General features: G+C 68.7%; 16 protein-coding genes. 8 read left to right on the forward strand and 8 right to left on the reverse strand.

Annotation, left to right across the window (positions count from 1 at the left end; all coding sequences use genetic code 11):
• Nucleotides 1-34 precede the first annotated feature (34 nt).
• The 3 genes from ABGB12_RS28145 to ABGB12_RS28155 form a co-directional block, all read right to left on the reverse strand.
• Nucleotides 35-397, reverse strand: a complete 363-nt coding sequence (locus ABGB12_RS28145; RefSeq protein ID WP_347682490.1) for a hypothetical protein — start codon at nt 395-397, stop codon at nt 35-37.
• An 89-nt stretch (nt 398-486) separates the two neighbouring features.
• Nucleotides 487-1248, reverse strand: a complete 762-nt coding sequence (locus tag ABGB12_RS28150; protein WP_347682491.1) for a hypothetical protein — start codon at nt 1246-1248, stop codon at nt 487-489.
• A 919-nt stretch (nt 1249-2167) separates the two neighbouring features.
• On the reverse strand, nt 2168-3742 hold the full coding sequence (locus tag ABGB12_RS28155; RefSeq protein WP_347682492.1) for an acyl-CoA carboxylase subunit beta: 1575 nt from the start codon (nt 3740-3742) through the stop codon (nt 2168-2170).
• Nucleotides 3743-4349: 607 nt separating this feature from the next.
• Here ABGB12_RS28155 and ABGB12_RS28160 point away from each other — a divergent pair.
• The gene (locus tag ABGB12_RS28160; RefSeq protein WP_347682493.1) at nt 4350-5189 is read left to right on the forward strand and encodes an SAM-dependent methyltransferase; all 840 of its coding nucleotides are present in this window, start codon (nt 4350-4352) and stop codon (nt 5187-5189) included.
• A 106-nt stretch (nt 5190-5295) separates the two neighbouring features.
• Here ABGB12_RS28160 and ABGB12_RS28165 read toward each other — a convergent pair whose 3' ends face one another.
• The 3 genes from ABGB12_RS28165 to ABGB12_RS28175 all read right to left on the reverse strand — a co-directional run bounded on the left by ABGB12_RS28165 (nt 5296) and on the right by ABGB12_RS28175 (nt 8574).
• Nucleotides 5296-5967 carry a hypothetical protein gene (locus ABGB12_RS28165; protein WP_347682494.1) on the reverse strand — a complete coding sequence of 224 codons (672 nt, stop codon included), beginning with the start codon at nt 5965-5967 and terminating at the stop codon, nt 5296-5298.
• A gap of 428 nt (nt 5968-6395) precedes the next feature.
• Complete coding sequence (locus ABGB12_RS28170) at nt 6396-7142, reverse strand: Mut7-C RNAse domain-containing protein (RefSeq protein ID WP_347682495.1); 747 nt, start codon at nt 7140-7142, stop codon at nt 6396-6398.
• A gap of 568 nt (nt 7143-7710) precedes the next feature.
• Nucleotides 7711-8574 carry a dienelactone hydrolase family protein gene (locus tag ABGB12_RS28175; protein ID WP_347682496.1) on the reverse strand — a complete coding sequence of 288 codons (864 nt, stop codon included), beginning with the start codon at nt 8572-8574 and terminating at the stop codon, nt 7711-7713.
• A 97-nt stretch (nt 8575-8671) separates the two neighbouring features.
• Here ABGB12_RS28175 and ABGB12_RS28180 point away from each other — a divergent pair, with 97 nt between their 5' ends.
• The 3 genes from ABGB12_RS28180 (at nt 8672) to ABGB12_RS28190 (ending at nt 12703) form a co-directional block, all read left to right on the forward strand.
• The gene (locus ABGB12_RS28180; protein ID WP_347682497.1) at nt 8672-9751 is read left to right on the forward strand and encodes a helix-turn-helix domain-containing protein; all 1080 of its coding nucleotides are present in this window, start codon (nt 8672-8674) and stop codon (nt 9749-9751) included.
• 326 nt (nt 9752-10077) lie between these two features.
• Entirely contained in the window at nt 10078-11391 is a 1314-nt protein-coding gene (locus tag ABGB12_RS28185) for a M14 family metallopeptidase (protein ID WP_347682498.1), read from the forward strand.
• Nucleotides 11392-11932: 541 nt separating this feature from the next.
• A complete protein-coding gene (locus tag ABGB12_RS28190) occupies nt 11933-12703 on the forward strand; it encodes an SDR family oxidoreductase (RefSeq protein WP_347682499.1) in 771 nt (256 codons plus the stop codon).
• A gap of 28 nt (nt 12704-12731) precedes the next feature.
• Here ABGB12_RS28190 and ABGB12_RS28195 read toward each other — a convergent pair whose 3' ends face one another.
• Entirely contained in the window at nt 12732-13322 is a 591-nt protein-coding gene (locus tag ABGB12_RS28195; protein WP_347682500.1) for a helix-turn-helix domain-containing protein, read from the reverse strand.
• A gap of 99 nt (nt 13323-13421) precedes the next feature.
• Here ABGB12_RS28195 and ABGB12_RS28200 point away from each other — a divergent pair, with 99 nt between their 5' ends.
• The gene (locus ABGB12_RS28200) at nt 13422-14246 is read left to right on the forward strand and encodes an SDR family oxidoreductase (protein ID WP_347682501.1); all 825 of its coding nucleotides are present in this window, start codon (nt 13422-13424) and stop codon (nt 14244-14246) included.
• Nucleotides 14247-14302: 56 nt separating this feature from the next.
• On the opposite strand, the gene ABGB12_RS28205 is transcribed toward ABGB12_RS28200, so the two are convergent.
• Complete coding sequence (locus ABGB12_RS28205) at nt 14303-14686, reverse strand: DUF5997 family protein (RefSeq protein WP_347682502.1); 384 nt, start codon at nt 14684-14686, stop codon at nt 14303-14305.
• 55 nt (nt 14687-14741) lie between these two features.
• Between ABGB12_RS28205 and ABGB12_RS28210 the strand changes: the two genes are divergently transcribed.
• The 3 genes from ABGB12_RS28210 (at nt 14742) to ABGB12_RS28220 (ending at nt 17668) form a co-directional block, all read left to right on the forward strand.
• Entirely contained in the window at nt 14742-15416 is a 675-nt protein-coding gene (locus ABGB12_RS28210; RefSeq protein WP_347682503.1) for a LysR family substrate-binding domain-containing protein, read from the forward strand.
• Between the two features lie 285 nt (nt 15417-15701).
• Nucleotides 15702-16460, forward strand: a complete 759-nt coding sequence (locus ABGB12_RS28215) for an enoyl-CoA hydratase/isomerase family protein (RefSeq protein ID WP_347682504.1) — start codon at nt 15702-15704, stop codon at nt 16458-16460.
• A complete protein-coding gene (locus ABGB12_RS28220; RefSeq protein WP_347682505.1) occupies nt 16460-17668 on the forward strand; it encodes an acyl-CoA dehydrogenase family protein in 1209 nt (402 codons plus the stop codon). Before ABGB12_RS28215 ends, ABGB12_RS28220 begins: the two co-directional genes overlap by 1 nt.
• Nucleotides 17669-17676 lie beyond the last annotated feature (8 nt).

The following is a 17676-nucleotide window of genomic DNA, read 5'->3' on the forward strand; positions in this document are numbered from 1 at the left end:
GGGAACATCAGGCGCGGGCCTTTGCTCGCGGTACTCAGTGGGAGTGTCCGTGGATGCGGTTGCGGGCGGACAGGTAGTCGTGGAATTCGGCGTGACGGAACTGGTAGATCGGACCGACGGCTCGCAGCAGGCCCAGTCGGTGGGCGTCGTCGAGGAAGCGCATCAGGTCGCGGGGCAGGCGCTCGCGCGCGGACAGCCAGTAGCTCACCGGGAGGTAGATCAGCCAGGCGTGGTGGCGGGTGTGGATGAGCGCCATCGTCAGTACCGTAGTGATGCCTTCAACCAGCCCGACGGCGACCACCGCCATGCCGTCCCGGGTGAACTCGGGCACGAGGCCGTGGATGATCGCGGTGACGGCCCAGGTGGTCCCGATGAGAATCGTGGCGGTGTACAGCACGCGTGTGATGTTGAGGGTCCGGTCGGCTCGCCAAGTGCTCAGCGGGGTACCGGCCCGCCCTGTGGAGACCGGCATCAAGGCACACGTGATCACCATTGGTCGGCGTTGATCTCCTTGACGCTGCCGTCGGGCTGGAGTCGGAACATGCGGGGCGGCCCCATCGCTTCCAGGGCGGCTTTCATCTCCGCCTTGCGGGCCGCGACGGCCTCGACGTCGGGATCGCTGACCTGGAAACCGATGAGCTCGACGGCCTCGGCATCGAGCTCATCGGGGTCGGGCATCCCTTCGATGACGAAGCCGAAGAACGCCTCCAATGCGTCCTCGCCCAGCTCCAGCGGGTGGAAGGGCAGAGGATAGGGCCCTTGGGCGGGCCAGCCCTCAAGGGGCTCGACCGGGTGTTCACCTGCCCAGTACGGCAGTTCGAAGGGGAAGGGCTCTCCGATGTTCTCCATGATGCCGCTGTCGGGAGACAGGCTCAGTGACCGGATCAGCAGGCCGTCCTCCCAGACGGCGAAGGCCAGCCAGTCGACGACGCTGTGCATCGCGTGCAGGACGAGCCGTCTGCCTTTGCTCGCCTCGACGATCGGCGCGGGCAGCTCTGAGGGGCGGTCGAGCATCAGGTGCCGGGAGCAGACCACGTCGACTCCGGAGAAGCTCCCGGCGTAGACGATGTCTTCTGGAGGGTAGGTGCCCTCGAAGAGGGTGCTTCCCTCGGCTGGACTCCGGGGCCAGCCCGGATGCACCAGCTCCACGAGATCCTCGGTCTTGACCGGGTCGGCCGACGGCGCCGCCCTCAGCCTCTCGACGAGGTCGACATCCGAATAGGCGATCAGCCCTGTCTTCGCACCCATGGCCTTCCCCAAAAGCGATGATCGACGGTAAGAAGAGCAACATACAAGGCCGAATGAGGCGCCCCCTGGGCTACCTCGAAGGTTCCAGACAGTCACCGCGACTCGGGCCTGGCGCGAGACGTACTCATCTGCCGCAGGCAGAGCGTGGCCGGCGGGGGACCGGTCGGACGTCATCGGGGTCTGGTGCGCAACTGGGTCGGGTCGGTATCTGATGGTGGGCTGGGTCAGGTTCAAATCCTGTCGTCCCGACGGTAAAGCAGCAGGTCAGAGGCCTGATCGCTCACAGAGTGATCAGGCCTCTCGGCTTTGTGACCGTCGTTTGACCGCAGCCCCGAACGTGCCGACCGGTCCCGACCGCTGCCCCTGGATCCCAGCTCTGACCGGGTGGCCGCGGTCGAAGAGCCTTGGCCGGCCTTCGTGTTCAAACGAACTCCACGCGGACTGGCCGCTTCGCGGTGGCTGCCCGATTTTGCTGGCCGCCGCGACAGAAAATCTACGCCGTAAAGGCGGCTGGTGGGTGGCCCTGCTCGAACTGGCAGGGAGACACACGGAGGCGATGAATCCAAAGGGTTTCATCCTTCCAGGGTCCCGGCAGCCGCCTGCCGGTTGTAGGCAAGACGTCCTGTTTCAGGGCCCTTGACCTTTTTCCAAGATCGCTTGTCGCCCGTTTGTCACCGGGACAGGATGTGCTTCTCTGACATCTAGAGCGACCAGCCAGACCAGATCGATATGGCTGGTCGCTGTGGGACTTCTTGTTGCTGCCCATGATGGTCTCGTCGAGGGGCTTGGCCGACGGTCTCCGGTTCGTGCCCGCACCCCCGAGGAGGCCGCCGTCTGACGATCCTCGTCCGCTCAAAAGTGCGCCTTGCCATGAAGTGCAGTAAGTCTGCATTGGGCCTAATGGGGGTGTTCGGCGGGCTCAGAGGGGGATGTTGCCGTGTTTGCGAGGAAGGGTGTGCAGGCGCTTGTTCTGCAGGGCGGCGAAGGCTTCGGCGACCGCCGTGCGGGTCTCGTGGGGGAGGATCACCTCGTCGACGTAGCCGCGTTCGGCGGAGACGTAGGGGTTGCAGAAGTCCCGGGTGTACTCGGCCAGGAGGCGGCCGCGCTCGGCCGCCGGGTCTGCGGCGGCCTTCACGGTCCGGTGGTGCAGGACGGTGACGGCGCTCTCGGCGCCCATGACGGCGATCTCGGCCGTCGGCCAGGCGAAGTTGATGTCGGTGCCCAGGTGCTTGGAGCCCATCACCCCGTAGCCGCCCCCGTAGGCCTTACGGGTGACGACGGTGACCATCGGGACGGTGGCCTCGGCGTAGGCGTAGATCAGCTTGGCTCCGCGGCGGATGATGCCGCCGCGCTCCTGGTCGAGGCTCGGGAGGAAACCCGGCACGTCCACGATGCTGAGGATGGGGATGTTGAAGGCGTCGCAGGTGCGGATGAAGCGGGCGGCCTTCTCGCTGGCGTCGATGTCGAGAGCGCCGGCCATGTGCATGGGCTGGTTGGCCACCACGCCTACGCTGCGGCCGTCAATCCGCCCGAAGCCGCAGATCATGTTGGGAGCGAAGAGGGGCTGGACCTCGAGCAGCTCGCCCTCGTCCAGGACGGTGTGGACGACCTTGTGCATGTCGTAGGGCCGGTTGCGGCTGTCGGGGATCAGCGAGTCGAGGGCCAGGTCCTCCTCGGTGAACTCGCGCGGCTCGGTGGCGGCGTAGACGGGCGGCTCGTCCAGGTTGTTCGACGGCAGGTAGCTCAGGAGCAGACGCACGTACTCGAAGGCCGCCTTCTCATCGTGCGCCAGATGGTGGGCGACGCCGGAGATCGTGCTGTGGCTGTGCGCGCCGCCGAGTTCCTCGCGGTCCACTTCGTGCCCGGTGACCGTCTTGAGGACCTCGGGTCCGGTGACGAACATGTGCGAGGTGCCCTCGACCATCACGATGAAGTCGGTGATCGCCGGGGCGTACACGGCGCCGCCGGCGCAGGGCCCGGCCATGAGGGAGATCTGCGGGATCACCCCGGACGCCCGAACGTGCCGCTTGACCAGTTCCGCGTAATAGGCGAGGGAGACCACTCCTTCCTGGATGCGGGCGCCACCGGAGTCGTTGATGCTGATGATCGGGCATCCGGTGCGCAAGGCCAGGTCCATCACCTTGACGACCTTCTCGCCGTACACCTCGCCCAGCGAACCTCCGAAGACGGTGAAGTCCTGGGAGAACACGCAGACCCGCCGGCCATCGATGGTGCCGTAGCCGGTGATCACTCCGTCGCCGAAGGGGCGGTCCTCATCCAGGCCGAGGGCGGGGCTGCGGTGACGGGCCAGTGCGTCGAGCTCACGGAAGGATCCGGGGTCGAGCAGGCCCTCGATCCGTTCGCGGGCCGTCAGCTTCCCCTTCCCGCGCTGGCGCTCGACCGCGCGAGGGTCTTGCGGCTCGGCGAGACGGGCCCTGCGCCGCCGCAGCTCCTCCAGTTTCTCCGCCGTCGCTCCTGCGAGGTCATCAGGCATTGCGTCTCCCGCCGTCAGCCGATTCGGTGGAGCGTATCGCCGATCGGTATGGGAATATCCAGAGTCTGGCGATATATAGCGTTACCGCAGATTTTCCTGAGCAGATGATGCCGGTGGCGAGGGCCACGGGATCCCCGTGTACGGCACGAACAAGATCTCGCACAGCACCTTGCGGTCGTCCGGTCGAGGACGGCCACGACCGCTCGACACCGGCCGGGGCGGCAACGGCTCGGCCCGCTCCCACAACCCGCCCCGCGAACGCCTCGAACCCCGCCGACCACCCGGCCGCCACGTCCGCCTGCCACCGGGATCGCCGAGAGTGCCTCGTGGGCAGCGCTCGTCATCGCTTCGACCCCGGTGTCGCGGCGTGTATCCGAGACGGTTCCTCGGTGGATCGGCTTTTTCTAGCCAGTAAGACAATCCTGTATATATAGAGTGAACGACTGAGATCAGCCTATGACCGATATCTCCTCGCCTTGGGCCCGCGGCGAAAGCGGCGGCCGCACGTGGATGTCCATGACGTGATCCCGCCTGGGACGCATCGCCGGGACGGGGGAGGACGGCCCCTGGGGCCTGTCGGCGGGATGAGCCGGAGACGAGGGGCCGCATGGCGGAGAAAGCACTGGAAGACGTGGATCCGACGGTGCCGAGCATGGCGCGGATCTACGACTACGGGCTGGGCGGGACCGACAACCACCCCGTGGACCGGGAGATCAGCGACAGGGTCGGCACGGTGATGCCGGAGTCGCGAAAGGTCGCGGTGCTGAACCGGGCGCTGCTGCGGCGGGCCGTCCGGTACCTGGCGGGTGAGGCCGGCATCCGGCAGTTCCTCGACCTCGGCTCGGGGCTGCCCACGCGGGACAACACCCACCAGGTGGCGGGGCGGGAGGCACCGGACGTCCGGGTCGTCTACGTCGACGACGACCCGACGGTCCGGGGGCACGCCGCCGCGCTGCTGTCGGGGGACGGCCGGACGGCGGTGGTCACCGCCGACCTGCGCGACACCGAGGCGGTCCTGGCGCATCCGGACGTCGTGCGACTCCTCGACTTCGATGAGCCGCTGGGCGTTCTGATGAGCGGCATCCTCCACCATTTTCCCGCGTCCGACGACCCTGCCGGAATCGCCGCCGCCTACCTGGCCCCGGCCGCGTCCGGAAGCCATCTGCTGATCAGCCACTTCCACCGGGGCGTGCCCGAGGCCGCGGAACTGGAGCGCAAGTTCGTCGCGAGCCTCGGCAGCGGCTGGTTCCGCACCACAGAGGAGATCACCGCGTACTTCGGCGACCTCCGGCTTCTGGCGCCCGGCGTCGTCCCTGCCTCCCTGTGGCGGCCTGACCCCGCCTACGACCTCGCGCTCTTCCCCGGCATCGCCACCCGCTCCGGCCATGAGACGGAGGTCGGCCCCATCGAGTCGCTCATCGTCGGAGGCGTCGCCCGCAAGGAGTGACGCCCGCCGACGGCCTGACCCCGGGGTGTCGTCCTTTGAGAATGAGTTCGCACCAGGTGCCGCCGACGTTGACGACCAGACCGCCCGCCCCGTGGGGCGGGCTCTGTCATCGCGTCCAGGCCTGTCTGAGGGCTCGGATCTCAGCTGGGCTGCTTTCCCGGGCGATGAAGGGAATCTCCAGCGCGTAGCGCATGCGGTCGCGGGGGATCCGGCGGTGCACTTCAGCGACGTCCTCGAGGATCTTGCCGTACAGGGACGCGCCGTCCATGCAGAAGATGTCGATCAGGACGAGGCGCCCGTCGACGGCTCGGCGTACGTGAGCGTCGTTCAGGTCGAGCCCGTCCCACCAGGGCGTCGAGGCCCGGTACCGTGCGTCGATCTCGCGGGCCGCCCGGCGTACCCTCTCGAACTCGGCATCGCCGCCGCCGCGGCGCCACTGCTCGGCGATCCGCTCGGCGGCCGTGCCGTCCACGGGAGCGACGAACTCCAGGAAGACCACCGAACCGCCGCCGTCGAGATCTGCGGCCAGCTCGATCTTCGGCAGCCATCGGCTGCCGACGCACTCGCGGCACAGGTCCACGAACGCCGCATACGCGGGGTCGAAAGGGCAGACCCGGGCGACGAGCCCGCCCTCAGGGGAACGCAGCGCCGTCGCCCAGTCACCCGCCCCGAACGGCACCCAGCCCGCTCCCACCAACTCGGCGAGGACCTGTCGATGCGACAGCACCGCCCAGGCCAGCCGGGGAATTCGGGGACGGTCGGCATTCGGTTCGGCCACCTCCCCAAAGTAGCGCGCCCGCGATTGACCGACAGGCAGCGCAAGGTCCTCGCCTAACTCCTCGGATGCCCGGTGCTCAGCCGCACAGACCTCCAGTCGGAGGCAGCGGCGGCTTCCGCCTGCGCCGAGCCGAAAAGCAGGCTGTTGCAACCCGGTCCTTGGTCGACCTGAGATCGCGAACCAGACCGGAGCGCTGGAGCGCGGAGGGCGGACGTTCTGCATCCAGGCTGTGAAGACAGCTTCAGAAATCCGTGCAGACGACTTCAGGAATCGACAGGCGGGGTGCCCGCAGCGATCGCGGAGGATCTGCCGCCGACCTTTGGCGATGCCGGATCTGCCGGCGGACGAGGGAGCGCCGGCCATTCGTGAGTCGAGGGGGTCGGCCCGTCTCGGTACGCGGTGCATTCTGGTGGTGCGGTCGCGCGGTCCTAGCGCTGGGAGTTCGCCGCCGCGGTGATCTGCTGGGCCTGCGTGACGATCAGTTCCAGGCGGGCATGGTGGGCTCCCTGCCAGTAGACCTGGCCGCAGCCGGCGCACTTGGCGAAGGCGTCGTAGGCGTGTCCCGTGCCGTCCTTGAGCTCGGCGCGGACCGATTCCTTGGTCGTTTTGACGAGGTCGCCGTTGCAGGAGACACAGCGTTCCCAGGGGGCGAGTTCCGGCGCGAAGCGTTCGAGTATCTCGCGCAGCTGCTGCTCGGGGCGGGTGCTGTAGACGTAGGCGCCGGCCCACAGCTCGCGTCGGCGCAGGAGCCCGCGGTCTCGGGAGAGCAGTACGCGACGCTCGGCGGCCGAACGGGCGGCCAGCGCGGGGTCGCCGATGTCCGTGCTCTCGTATGCGGTGTCGATGCCCAGCAGCCGCATTCGTCGGGCCAGGGTGCCCAGATGGACGTCGAGCAGGAAGCGCAGGGGGGCGCCTTCGATCCGCTGCGGGCGGGAGACCGGGCGGACTTCCACGCTCTCACCGGCCGCCGGAACGTGAGCGGTCGACACCGTCTGACCGTCCACCAGAAGCCTGCCCACTTCAGTGAGGGGAACACCGAGGGATTCGACGACATGACCGAGCGTGGAGACACCGTCGGTGACCACGACGGTGCGCCCGATCCGGCGACGGGCGTCCACGAAAATATGCAGGTCGGGAGCGAAACTGAGCTGTATTTCCGGTCGGATCACCGCCATAGGATGCCATCCGTTCATTTCCATGACCAACGCTTATCTCGGCCCGCACGCACGGTGAGCCTCTTCCTTGTACGACGATATGCGGACTGCTCGTCCGCCCGGCCGACCACGCCGGCCGGGGCAAGAAATACCGGCAATGGGCACACCGCTCAGTCCTTGATCAGCGGGTCACGGGGTTCGCCCTCCGACGTGAAGATCAGGAGTGGTTCTCGCCTGTCCGGGTGGCGACCTCGCGCAGGCGGGCCAGGGCATCGGCCTCGGTGGGAAGGCCGAGACCGAGTACGGCGGGGTTCGTAGTGGTCGACCAGGCCACGCTCCAAGAAGCTGTGGCGTTCATCGATGTGGCGAGCCAGCACGGCCATCCCGTTGAGTCGGCATTGCTCTTCGCCGTCGGGCGAGTCGGCGTACTGCACCGGCAGGATCCCGGTGGACCGATGGACCCCCCGACGATGGGCTTCTTCGTCCAGCTCGCATGGACGGTGACCTTGATGTCCTTCGGGTTCATCTCGCGGGGTGACGAAGCGGCAGAGTGCCAAGGGAGCCGTCCCGCCGGACCAGGGAGAGCGGGTCATCGGTCTGCGCCGCCTCGGTGAGCACTCGACTCGGCGGAGTCCGTCCGGATCAGGCGGCTGGTCAGGAAGGCGAGGATCTCGTCCCTGGCTTTCACCGTGGGATGCCCGTCCTCATCGACGAAATGGGCGGTGACCACGCTGTGGGGAGACCCGACGACGTTGCGGAAGAAAGGGGGCGGGTCGGTGTTGGCCGAGCCGCCGGGAAGGACGCGGCCGTCGAAGGCGTCGCCGAGGAGTGCCCGGTAGGCGGCGAAGCGCCGGCCGGTGCACCAGCGGTCGTCGTCGAAGCGGTAAGCGAGGACCTTCAGCCCGTCGCGGGCGATGCGCTCCCGGACCTCGTGCGCGTCCTCGTCGCTGATCTCGAGCCCGGCGGGGTCGTCCAGCGGCAGGGACGGGTGGTTGACCACCGACGCGATGACGGCCGGCTCGAGCATCATGGTGAGGGCGAAGTTCCCGGTGAAGCACAGGCCGATCGCACCGACGCCCGGACCGCCGCATTCGGTGTGGGCCCTGCGCGCGAGCCCGCGCAGCCACGCCGTGACGGGGCTGGTGCCACCTCCGGCGAAGGCGCGGAACTCGGCGCTGACGCACGCGCGACGGATGACCTCCTCGCCTCTCTCGGCCGTGGGGTAGGCGCCGTCGGTCCCGAAGAGCGAGGGGAGGTGGACGGTGAAGCCCGCATCCCGTACCCACCGCGCCAGCCGAAGGACGTCAGGGCTGATGCCAGGCATCTCCGGCATCAGTACGACGGCGGGGCCGGAACCCGCGACGTACACCGCCTTCACCACCCCCTCCACGTCCACGAGGCGGCGGGAGAAGTCCGTGATCGCGTCGTCAAAGCGTCCGCTGGCAGCGTTCATGACGACAGTGTGGGCCTGTGCGCCGACGCCGGGCGACAGGCCGTATCGCCATATGCAAGGGTGATCTCGCCAAAGGTGTGGTGGTGGGGAGGCGAGAGTGAGCGCACTGCGGGTCGGTGTCCTGGCCTATCCGGGCTGCTTCGCGTCCGAGGTGTTCGGCGTACCCGACCTCCTGACGATGGCCGCGCACGTCGCCGGCCCGGATCTCGCCGGATACGAGGTGTCGGTCGTCTCGCCCCGCCGTCGCGTCGTCGCATCGGGTGGCGCGGCGCTGTCCGTCTCGCCGCTGCGCGAGGTCGACGTCCTCGTCGTGCCGGGGTTCGCGCTCCTGCCGGGCCTCGACGTGGACGCGAAGCTCGCGCCCCTCGCCCCCGACATCGCGGCGATTCGCGCACACGCCGCCGCGGGCAACGCCGTCGTCTCGATCTGCGTCGGTGCGTTCCTGCTCGCGGAGGCGGGACTTCTCCACGGGCGCCGGGCCACGACGGCATGGCTCCTCGCCGAAGAACTGGCTCGACGCTGCCCGGACGCCGATGTCCGGCCGGAACGTCTGGTCGTCACCGACAGGGGCGTGACGACGACGGCGGCCTTCAGCGCCATGTACGACTTCGCGCTGGAACTGATCCGCCGCCACAGCGGTGCGGGCGTGGCACGGGCGACCGCGCGGGTGGCGCTCCTCGACGACGCGCGGTCATCCCAGACACCGTACGTCGACGCCCGGCTCCTCCCGCAGCCCGGAAACGAGTTCTCCCGCAAGGTCATGCGGTGGCTCGACCAGAACCTCACCGCCCGCTACGACCTCGCCGCGCTGTCGGCCGAGTTCAATGTCAGCACTCGGACGCTGTTGAGGCGCTTCGCCGACGAGACCGGCCAGAGCCCGCTCCGATACCTGCAGTCGTCGCGTGTCCGTCGCGCCCGACACCTCCTCGAGACCACGGACCGAACCGTCGCCGCCATCGCCGCCGCAGTCGGATACCGGGACCCCGGAACCTTCGCCGCTCTCTTCGCCGAACACACCGGACGCCGCCCAAGGGACTACCGCGCGACCTTCCGCCGCGATGCCGACCCGTTGACCGGCACAAGAGTCCAGCAATCCGACTCCACTCAACACGGGGCACATCAGACAAGCTCAGTCGATGAGCGACCGCCTCTCCTGGACGCGCTTCGGTCCTCCTGATCGACGCCGTTCATGGCCTTGATCGTAGAGTCGGGCTCCGACAATTGACCCGACCCCGCTCGGCCTCCGGATGATCACCAGGATGCGGCGCGCTCCGTGCCGTGGGGAATGGGCGCGCTCGGTCAGGAACGGCAGTGGAGGGGCGGACGAGGGGAACCCTGCCCGCCGGCACCGGCCGCGTCGTGCTGACCTCGGAGCCTGCGTGATGTGCCTGGTGAGCCGTGGCCGGAGTTGGTCGCGAAGAAAACTCACGTATTACGGGCAGTCAAGGTGAGACTTACTCGTGAGGGCTAACAGCCTCCGAAACCCCCCAGGAGGAACTCGCGTTGACCAGACGCAGACTTGTCGCAGCACTCACGTTCGTTCTCCTCGTCCTCACCATGTCGATGACCGGGAACACCACTGCGGGAGCCGCCGACCCCGACGGCGACAAGCAGTACAAGGTTCAGGGGCCCAGCACGCCGGATCAGCGGACCCGGATCGCGAGGACGGGCGCGGCGATCGACGGAGTGCTCCCCGACCACGTGGTCGTGACGGCCACGAAGAGCGAGATCAAGGCCATCAAGAAGCTCGGATACACCGTGACCGAGCTGCCCGGGCCCGGACCGGACGCCGAGGGTCCGCGCCCTGAGGAAAGCGTGACGACGTCCGACTTCCCGACGTCGGACTCGGGCTACCACAACTACGCCGAGATGACGGCGGAGATCAATTCGCTGGTGACGACGTACCCGTCGATCGTCCAGAAGCTGAGCGTCGGGACGTCCTACCAGGGGCGCGACATCATCCTGCTCAAGATCAGTGACAATGTCGCGACCGACGAGAACGAGCCCGAAGTGATGTTCACCCATCACCAGCACGCGCGCGAGCACCTGACCGTCGAGATGGCGCTGTACACGCTCCACCAGCTGCTCGAGAACTACGGGACGGATTCGCGCATCACCAACCTGGTCAACAGCCGTGAGATCTGGCTGCTGCCCGACCTCAACCCCGACGGTGGCGAGTACGACATCGCGACCGGCTCCTACCGCAGCTGGCGCAAGAACCGCCAGCCCAACTCGGGCAGCAGCTATGTCGGCACCGATCTGAACCGCAACTGGGCCTACCTCTGGGGCTGCTGCGGCGGTTCGTCCGGTAGCACCAGCAGCGCGACCTACCGCGGACCGTCCGCGGAGTCCGCGCCCGAGGTGAAGAAGGTCGCCGACTTCGTCCGCGGCCGCCGGGTCGGCGGGGTCCAGCAGATCAAGGCCGCCATCGACTTCCACACCTACAGCAAGCTCATTCTGTGGCCGTACGGATACACGACGGCCAACACAGGGCCGGGTCTCACCCAGGACGACCGGGACGCGCACGCCGCACTCGGCCAGAACATGGCGACCACCAACGGCTACACGCCCCAGCAGGCCTCCGACCTCTACGTCACCGACGGCTCGATCAACGACTGGCTGTGGGGCTCGGAGAAGATCTTCAACTACACGTTCGAGATGTACCCGGGCCCGTCGGGCTCCGGCGGCGGCTTCTACCCGCCCGACGAGCAGATCGTCCCGCAGACGTCCGTCAACAGGGAGGCCGTCCTCCGGCTGATGGAGTACGCCGACTGCCCGTACCGCATCATCGGCAAGCAGGCCCAGTACTGCGCCTGACCCTCCACCGGCCAGGCCCCCGGAGGTCCGCCCTCGTCGGCGGCCTCCGGTCGGCCTGGCCACCGAGCCCGATCCCCTCGCGGGTGATTCCGTGAAACCGGGGCGACATCAGGTGGCGCGGGAGACCGCTGTCGGCGGCCACGGTCCCACCTCGGTGCCTGCTTCCAGGCGCGTTCTGTCTTTAGACGGGTCCCACTGATCGGGAGACAAGGGTGCCGCCCTCTGGGTCTCGACGCGTACCGTCTGCGTCGGGGGACTGGAAGGGTGCTGGATGCGTGTAGGAATCGTCGGCCCGGTGGCGGCCCTCATGCCGAGGGCCTCTTCGGAATGGACGGGTCGCGACGCGGACCGCTCGAGTCCTGGACGACCGCCCCGACACGGAAACTGCTCATCGAGGATGCCGCGGCGAAGCCGTGACGTCCGGTGCCTGCCCGTGATGTAAGAGATCTGCGTTGTAAAGGAAGGTGCTGGGTGCGCAGAGAGTTCTGGCTGGCGCGCTCCGCGGCGGATTCCACTACGGAAGTACTACGAGGAGAACATGATGGAGCGTTACGCCGACCGGCGGGTGCTGGTGACGGGTGCGGCCTCGGGCATCGGACGGGCCGTCGTGCTGCGGCTGCTGGCCGAGGGTGGACGGGTGGTGGCGGTGGACGTCGCCAAGGAGGGGCTGGAGGAGACCGTCCGGCTGGCCGTGGAGGCCGGGGTGGGGGAGCGGTTGGTCACCGCGGTGGTCGACATCTCCGACGAGGCGGCGGTGAACGAGGGGGTGGCCGCGGCCGTCACCGGTCTGGGCGGTCTGGACGTCCTGGTGAACGCCGCCGGGATGCTGCGCGGGGCGCACACCCACGAGTGCGAGCTGGAGCTGTGGAACCGGGTGATCGGGATCAATCTGACCGGCACGTTCCTGATGACGCGCGCGGCGCTGCCCGCCCTGCTGGAGTCGGGCCGGGGGGTGGTGGTGAACTTCAGTTCCACTGCCGCGCAGTTCGGCCACCCGTACATGGCGGCCTACTCTGCCAGTAAGGGCGGCATCCTGTCGTTCACCCACTCGATCGCGCAGGAGTACGCCAAGCAGGGGTTGCGGGCGGTGAACATCCTGCCCGGCGGTATCAGCAGCGGGATCACGAACAACATCGCCTCGCTGGTGCCCGAGGACGTCGACTGGAACCTCTTCCTCAAGCTCAACGCGGCGATCGGCCGGGGCTTCGGGGAGCCCGAGCACATCGCGGGGGTGGTGGCGATGGTGGCCTCGGATGACGGCGCCTTCATCACCGGCACCGAGATCCGCGTCGACGGCGGTGCCCACCACTGACCCGCGGCCGGACACGGCGGCGGCTCGGTCAGCGGGCGGGGGCGGTCAGCCCGGCGGTGAGGAAGGCGATGACGGTCTCGGGACGGATCGCAGGGCGGTTGGAGGCGTTGCCGTAGACCTTCAGGAGGAGGACGAAGGCCAGCCGCCACCGCTCGGAGATCTCGCTCACCGGCAGTTCGGGCATCGCCCGGCCGAGCATGACCTCGAACGGCGCCGAGCTGAACCAGGGCGAGGAGGCCGGCATCCTCCATTGGGGCAGGGCCGTGCGGGCCAGCAGGTGGCAGAGCATCCGGCCCTTCTCGGTGCGGACCAGTTCCTCGAACGGCTCGACGATTGCCGTGATGAGGTCTTCCACCGAGAACGGCCCGTCCTCGTCGGGGCGTTCGGAGCGTCGGACCACCGGCGCCAGGTGGTCGGCCCAGACCGGGATGAGCTCGCGTTCCAGCAGCGCGGCGATCAGTCCTTCCCGCGACCCGAAGTGGTAGTGGACCGCCCCGGGGTTGAGTCCGGCCTCGGCGTTGATGGCGCGGATCGAGACCTGGTCGGGGTCCTTGCTCAGGAAGAGCCGCTCGGCGGCGGCCAGCAGGCGGTCACGGGTCGAGGAAATCTCATCGGACATCTGGTCATTGCACCACATCGTGCGCAATCATCGTCCAATCATTGATTGAATGATGATTGGCCTCTGGGGAGTCCGGGGCCGATCGGGAGGAGGTGCGTGATGGCCGTCTTCGCCGTCACCGGTTCGGCTTCGGGCATGGGTGCCGCGACCGCGGCCCGGCTCACGGGAGAGGGACACACCGTGATCGGTGTGGACCTGCGCGACGCGCAAGTGATCGCCGACCTGGGCACGCCGGAGGGCCGTGCCGCGGCGGTCGAGAAGATCCTCGCGCTCAGCGGGGGAGTGCTCGACGGTGTCGCGGCGGTGGCGGGCGTGGGTCCGAACCTGCCGAGCGCGGCCGCGGTCATGTCGATCAACTACTTCGGCACCGTGGCCCTGCTGGAGGCGCTGCGCCCGGCTCTGGCCGCCTCGGGTGCCGGACGCGCGGTGGTGATCGGCTCCAACTCGGCCTCCACCGTCCCGCTGGTGGACGACAAGCTGGTGGAACTCGCCCTCGCCGGAGACGAGGGGGGCGCCCGCGAGCACGCCGACGCCGCCCAGGCGGCGATGCCGGCCGAGATCACCGCGATCGTGCCCTCGATCGGCGCCTACGCCTCCTCCAAGCTCGCGATCGCCCGCTGGGCCCGCCGCGCCGCCGTCACCCCCGAGTGGGCGCGCCAGGGGGTGACGCTCAACGTGATCGCGCCCGGAGCGATCCTCACCCCCCTCATGCTCGGCTCCACCGGCAGGGAGGAGGACCTGAACGTCGAGGAGTTCCCCACCCCGATGCCGCTGGGGATCTTCGGCCGTCCCGAGGACATCGCCTTCTGGGTGCACCAGTTCCTCAAACCCGAGGCCCGCTTCACCACCGGAGCGGTCCTGTACGTCGACGGCGGCACGGACGCGGCGATGCGGCCCGACTCCCAGCCCACACCCATGACCTGATCGGGTTCCACCGCGCCCACGCCGCCGACGGCGTGGGCATGGCGACCGTGGCCTGCTCAGGCCTCGGAGCGCTGCTGCTTGAGCCGGAGGGCCTCCTTGCGGACCTCGGTGTGGGTCGTCTGCTCCCGCTCCAGCCACTCGGGCTTCTCGGCCTTCAGGGTCTCGATCTCGGCGGTGGTGAGGGGGCCCGTGATGCCGCCGCGAGCCAGGCCCGAGGTGGAGACGCGGAGCTTGGCGGCGACGACCTGCTTGGGGTGGGGGCCCTCGCGGCGGAGATCGGCGAGCCAGGAGGGCGGGTCGGCCTGGAGCGCGTTCAGCTCGTCCCGGGACACGGTGCCCTCCTGGAACTCGGCGGGCGCTGCCGACAGCAGGATCCCCAGCTTCTTGGCCGCGGTCGCGGGCTTCATGGTCTGCGGGGTCTTCGTCTTGGACGTGCTCATGAGGTCAAGGGTAGCCAGTGCGAGAGGGCCGTCCGGACGCCGTTAGGCTGGGGAGGTGACGGAGTTCCGGCTGGCCTACGCGCCAGGGGTGACACCCGCGAAATGGGCCGGAGTCTGGGCCGAGCGGGTGCGGGAGGTGCCGCTCCGGCTGGTCCAGGTGCCCGCCGCCGAAGCCGTCCCCCTCCTGCGGGACGGCGGCGCGGAAGCGGCGTTCGTGCGTCTGCCCACCGACCGCGAGGGCCTGCACGTGATCCCGCTCTATGTGGAGACGACCGTCGTCGTGGTGCCGAAAGAGCACGCGGTGGCCGCGGTCGACGAGCTGGAGCTCGCCGACCTCGCCGACGAAGACGTCTTCGAACCGCTCGACGACGTCCTGGACTGGACCGACCGCCCCGGACAGCCCGCCTTCACCCGTCCAGAGAGCACAGCGGACGCGCTCGAACTGGTGGCATCAGAGGCCGGCGTGCTGCTGCTCCCTCAATCACTGGCCCGCCTCCACCACCGCAAAGACCTCACCTACCGGCCCGTGACGGACGCCCCCCGATCCCAGATCGGCCTGGCCTGGCCCGAGAACGCGACGAGCGACCTCATGGAGGAACTGATCGGCATCGTCCGCGGCCGCACCCCCAACAGCTCCCGCGGCCGCACCCCCCAGCAGCGCACCCCTCAACAGCGCACCCCCAAGCGAACCCCGCAAAAGCGCTCCGCCCCCAGACACCGACGGCGCTGAGACGCCCCAGGCCCGGACCTCGGATCGAAGCAGTCGGCCAAGGCCCCCCGAAGGTCTCGCGGAAATGACCGATTCCGTTTCTGCGAAGCACCGCGGTGTTCCGTGACGCGCCATCCATCTGGCCGAGGAGCGCACGGCTTCGTGCGGGGGCACTCGCCGGAGGTAACCGAATGGCGTTCTGTTAACTTCACCCAGAGGCGCGAGCGGTTCCTCACCCCCGGGAGTGGAAGCGCCAGTGCTCGGCGACCAGGCTGTTCCGATGAGTTGATCATCAGGAGACTTGCTATGACGAACCTCGTGAGCCGGACGGATCGTCAGGGGTGGACCCTGCTGACCTTGAACCGGCCCGACAAGCTCAACGCGCTGACCGTGGAGATGTTCGGGGAGCTGCGCCGCCATGTGGTCGAGCTGCGTGACGACGACAGCGTCGGATGCGTGGTGCTCCGGGGAGCCGGCAGGTGCTTCTCGGCCGGTCACGACCTGTCCTCCATCGCCGAGGGCGAGGAGGTGCCCTCACCCGGCTGGCACAGCGAGACCCTCCGGATGCTGGAGAGGCTGCCCAAGCCCGTGATCGCCGCCGTGCACGGGCACTGCTACACCGGAGCCCTGGAGGTCGCGCTCGCCGCCGATCTCATCATCGCGGCCGACAACGCGCGCTTCGGCGACACGCACGCCAAGTGGGCGCTGACCCCCGTGTGGGGGATGAGCCAGCGCCTGCCCCGCCGGGTGGGCGTCGCGACCGCCAAGCGACTCATGTTCACCGCCGAGACGATCGACGCCGACGAGGCGGTGCGCATCGGCCTCGCCGAGTACACCGTGCCGTACGAGCGCTTCGACGCCGAGATCGAGGCGCTCGCCGGACGGATCACGGCGAACTCGCCGTTCTCCCACACGGCCGTCAAGCGCCTGCTCGAGGCGACCGACGGCCGCCCGCTCGACGCCGGCCTGCAGTGGGAGGTCGCCGAGAGCGAGGGGTTCGGCCCTGACATGCACGAGCGGATCGCCGCCTTCACCGGCCGGTCCCAGAGAGGAGCGACGCGCTGATGAACATCGAACCGAATCCGGAGCTCGAGGCCTTTCGCAGGGAGGTCGCGGAGTTCCTCGACACGGCGCCGACGGACGCCATTCGAGAGGCGGGGCGCAAGACGACGAGCGTCTTCGCCCCCTTCGAGGAGACCATCGCCTGGCAGAAGATCCTCAACGACCGGGGCTGGGCCGCGCCGGAGTGGCCGGTGGAGTACGGCGGCACCGGCTGGTCGGAGCAGGAGCGCTTCGTCTTCGCCGAGGAGTACAGCAAGCGGAACCTGCCGCCGCTGCTGCCCAACTGCCTCAAGATGATCGGGCCGCTGATCATCGACCTGGGCACCGAGGAGCAGAAGGCGAAGTACCTGCCGAGGATGCTGTCCGGTGAGGACTACTGGACGCAGGGCTACTCCGAGCCGGAAGCCGGCTCGGACCTGGCGTCGCTCAACTGCACCGCGGCGGCCGACGGCGACGACTACATCATCAACGGCAGCAAGACCTGGACGACGCTCGCCCACCACTCGAACCGGATGTTCATGCTGGTCCGCACCAGCAGCGAAGGCAAGAAGCAGCAGGGCATCACCTTCCTGCTCCTGGACCGCGTCGACTACCCCGGCATGGAGATCCGGCCCATCGTCGGCCTCGACGGCTTCCCCGAGCAGTGCGAGGTGTTCTTCGACGACGTCCGCGTCCCGCAGTCGGGCCGCGTCGGAGCCGAGAACGAAGGCTGGACCGTCGCCAAGCACCTGCTCAAGTACGAGCGCGGCGGCTCGTCGCAGGCCCCGTGGCTCTACCGCTTCCTCCGGATGCTCCGCGAGGCGGCCGCGACGCGCCCCTCGCCGTTCGGCGGCGCCCTCGCCGAGGACCCGGTGTTCCAGCGGGAGCTCGGCGAACTGGAGGCGGACGTCGCGTCCATGGAGGCTGTGGAGAAGCTCGCGATGAGCGGGCATCCCATCGCCGACGACCCGGCCTTTCCGTCGTTCAACAAGACCGTCAACACCGAGCTGATCCAGCGGCTGACCTCCCTGATGACGCGGGTGAGCGGCCTCGAGGGACTCTCGCTCCAGCTCCAGGCCCTGACGGTCGGGAGCGGGACGGAGCCGCTGGGCGACGGCTTCGACCTGATCGCCATGCCGTACTACCTCAACAGCCGGGCGGCCTCGATCTACGCGGGCACCAACGAGGTGCAGCGCGATCTGATCGCACGTTCCCTCATGATGAGCCGCTGAGCGCAGGA

Origin of the sequence: Actinocorallia sp. B10E7, assembly GCF_039871655.1 — a bacterium.
Classification (GTDB): domain Bacteria; phylum Actinomycetota; class Actinomycetes; order Streptosporangiales; family Streptosporangiaceae; genus Actinocorallia.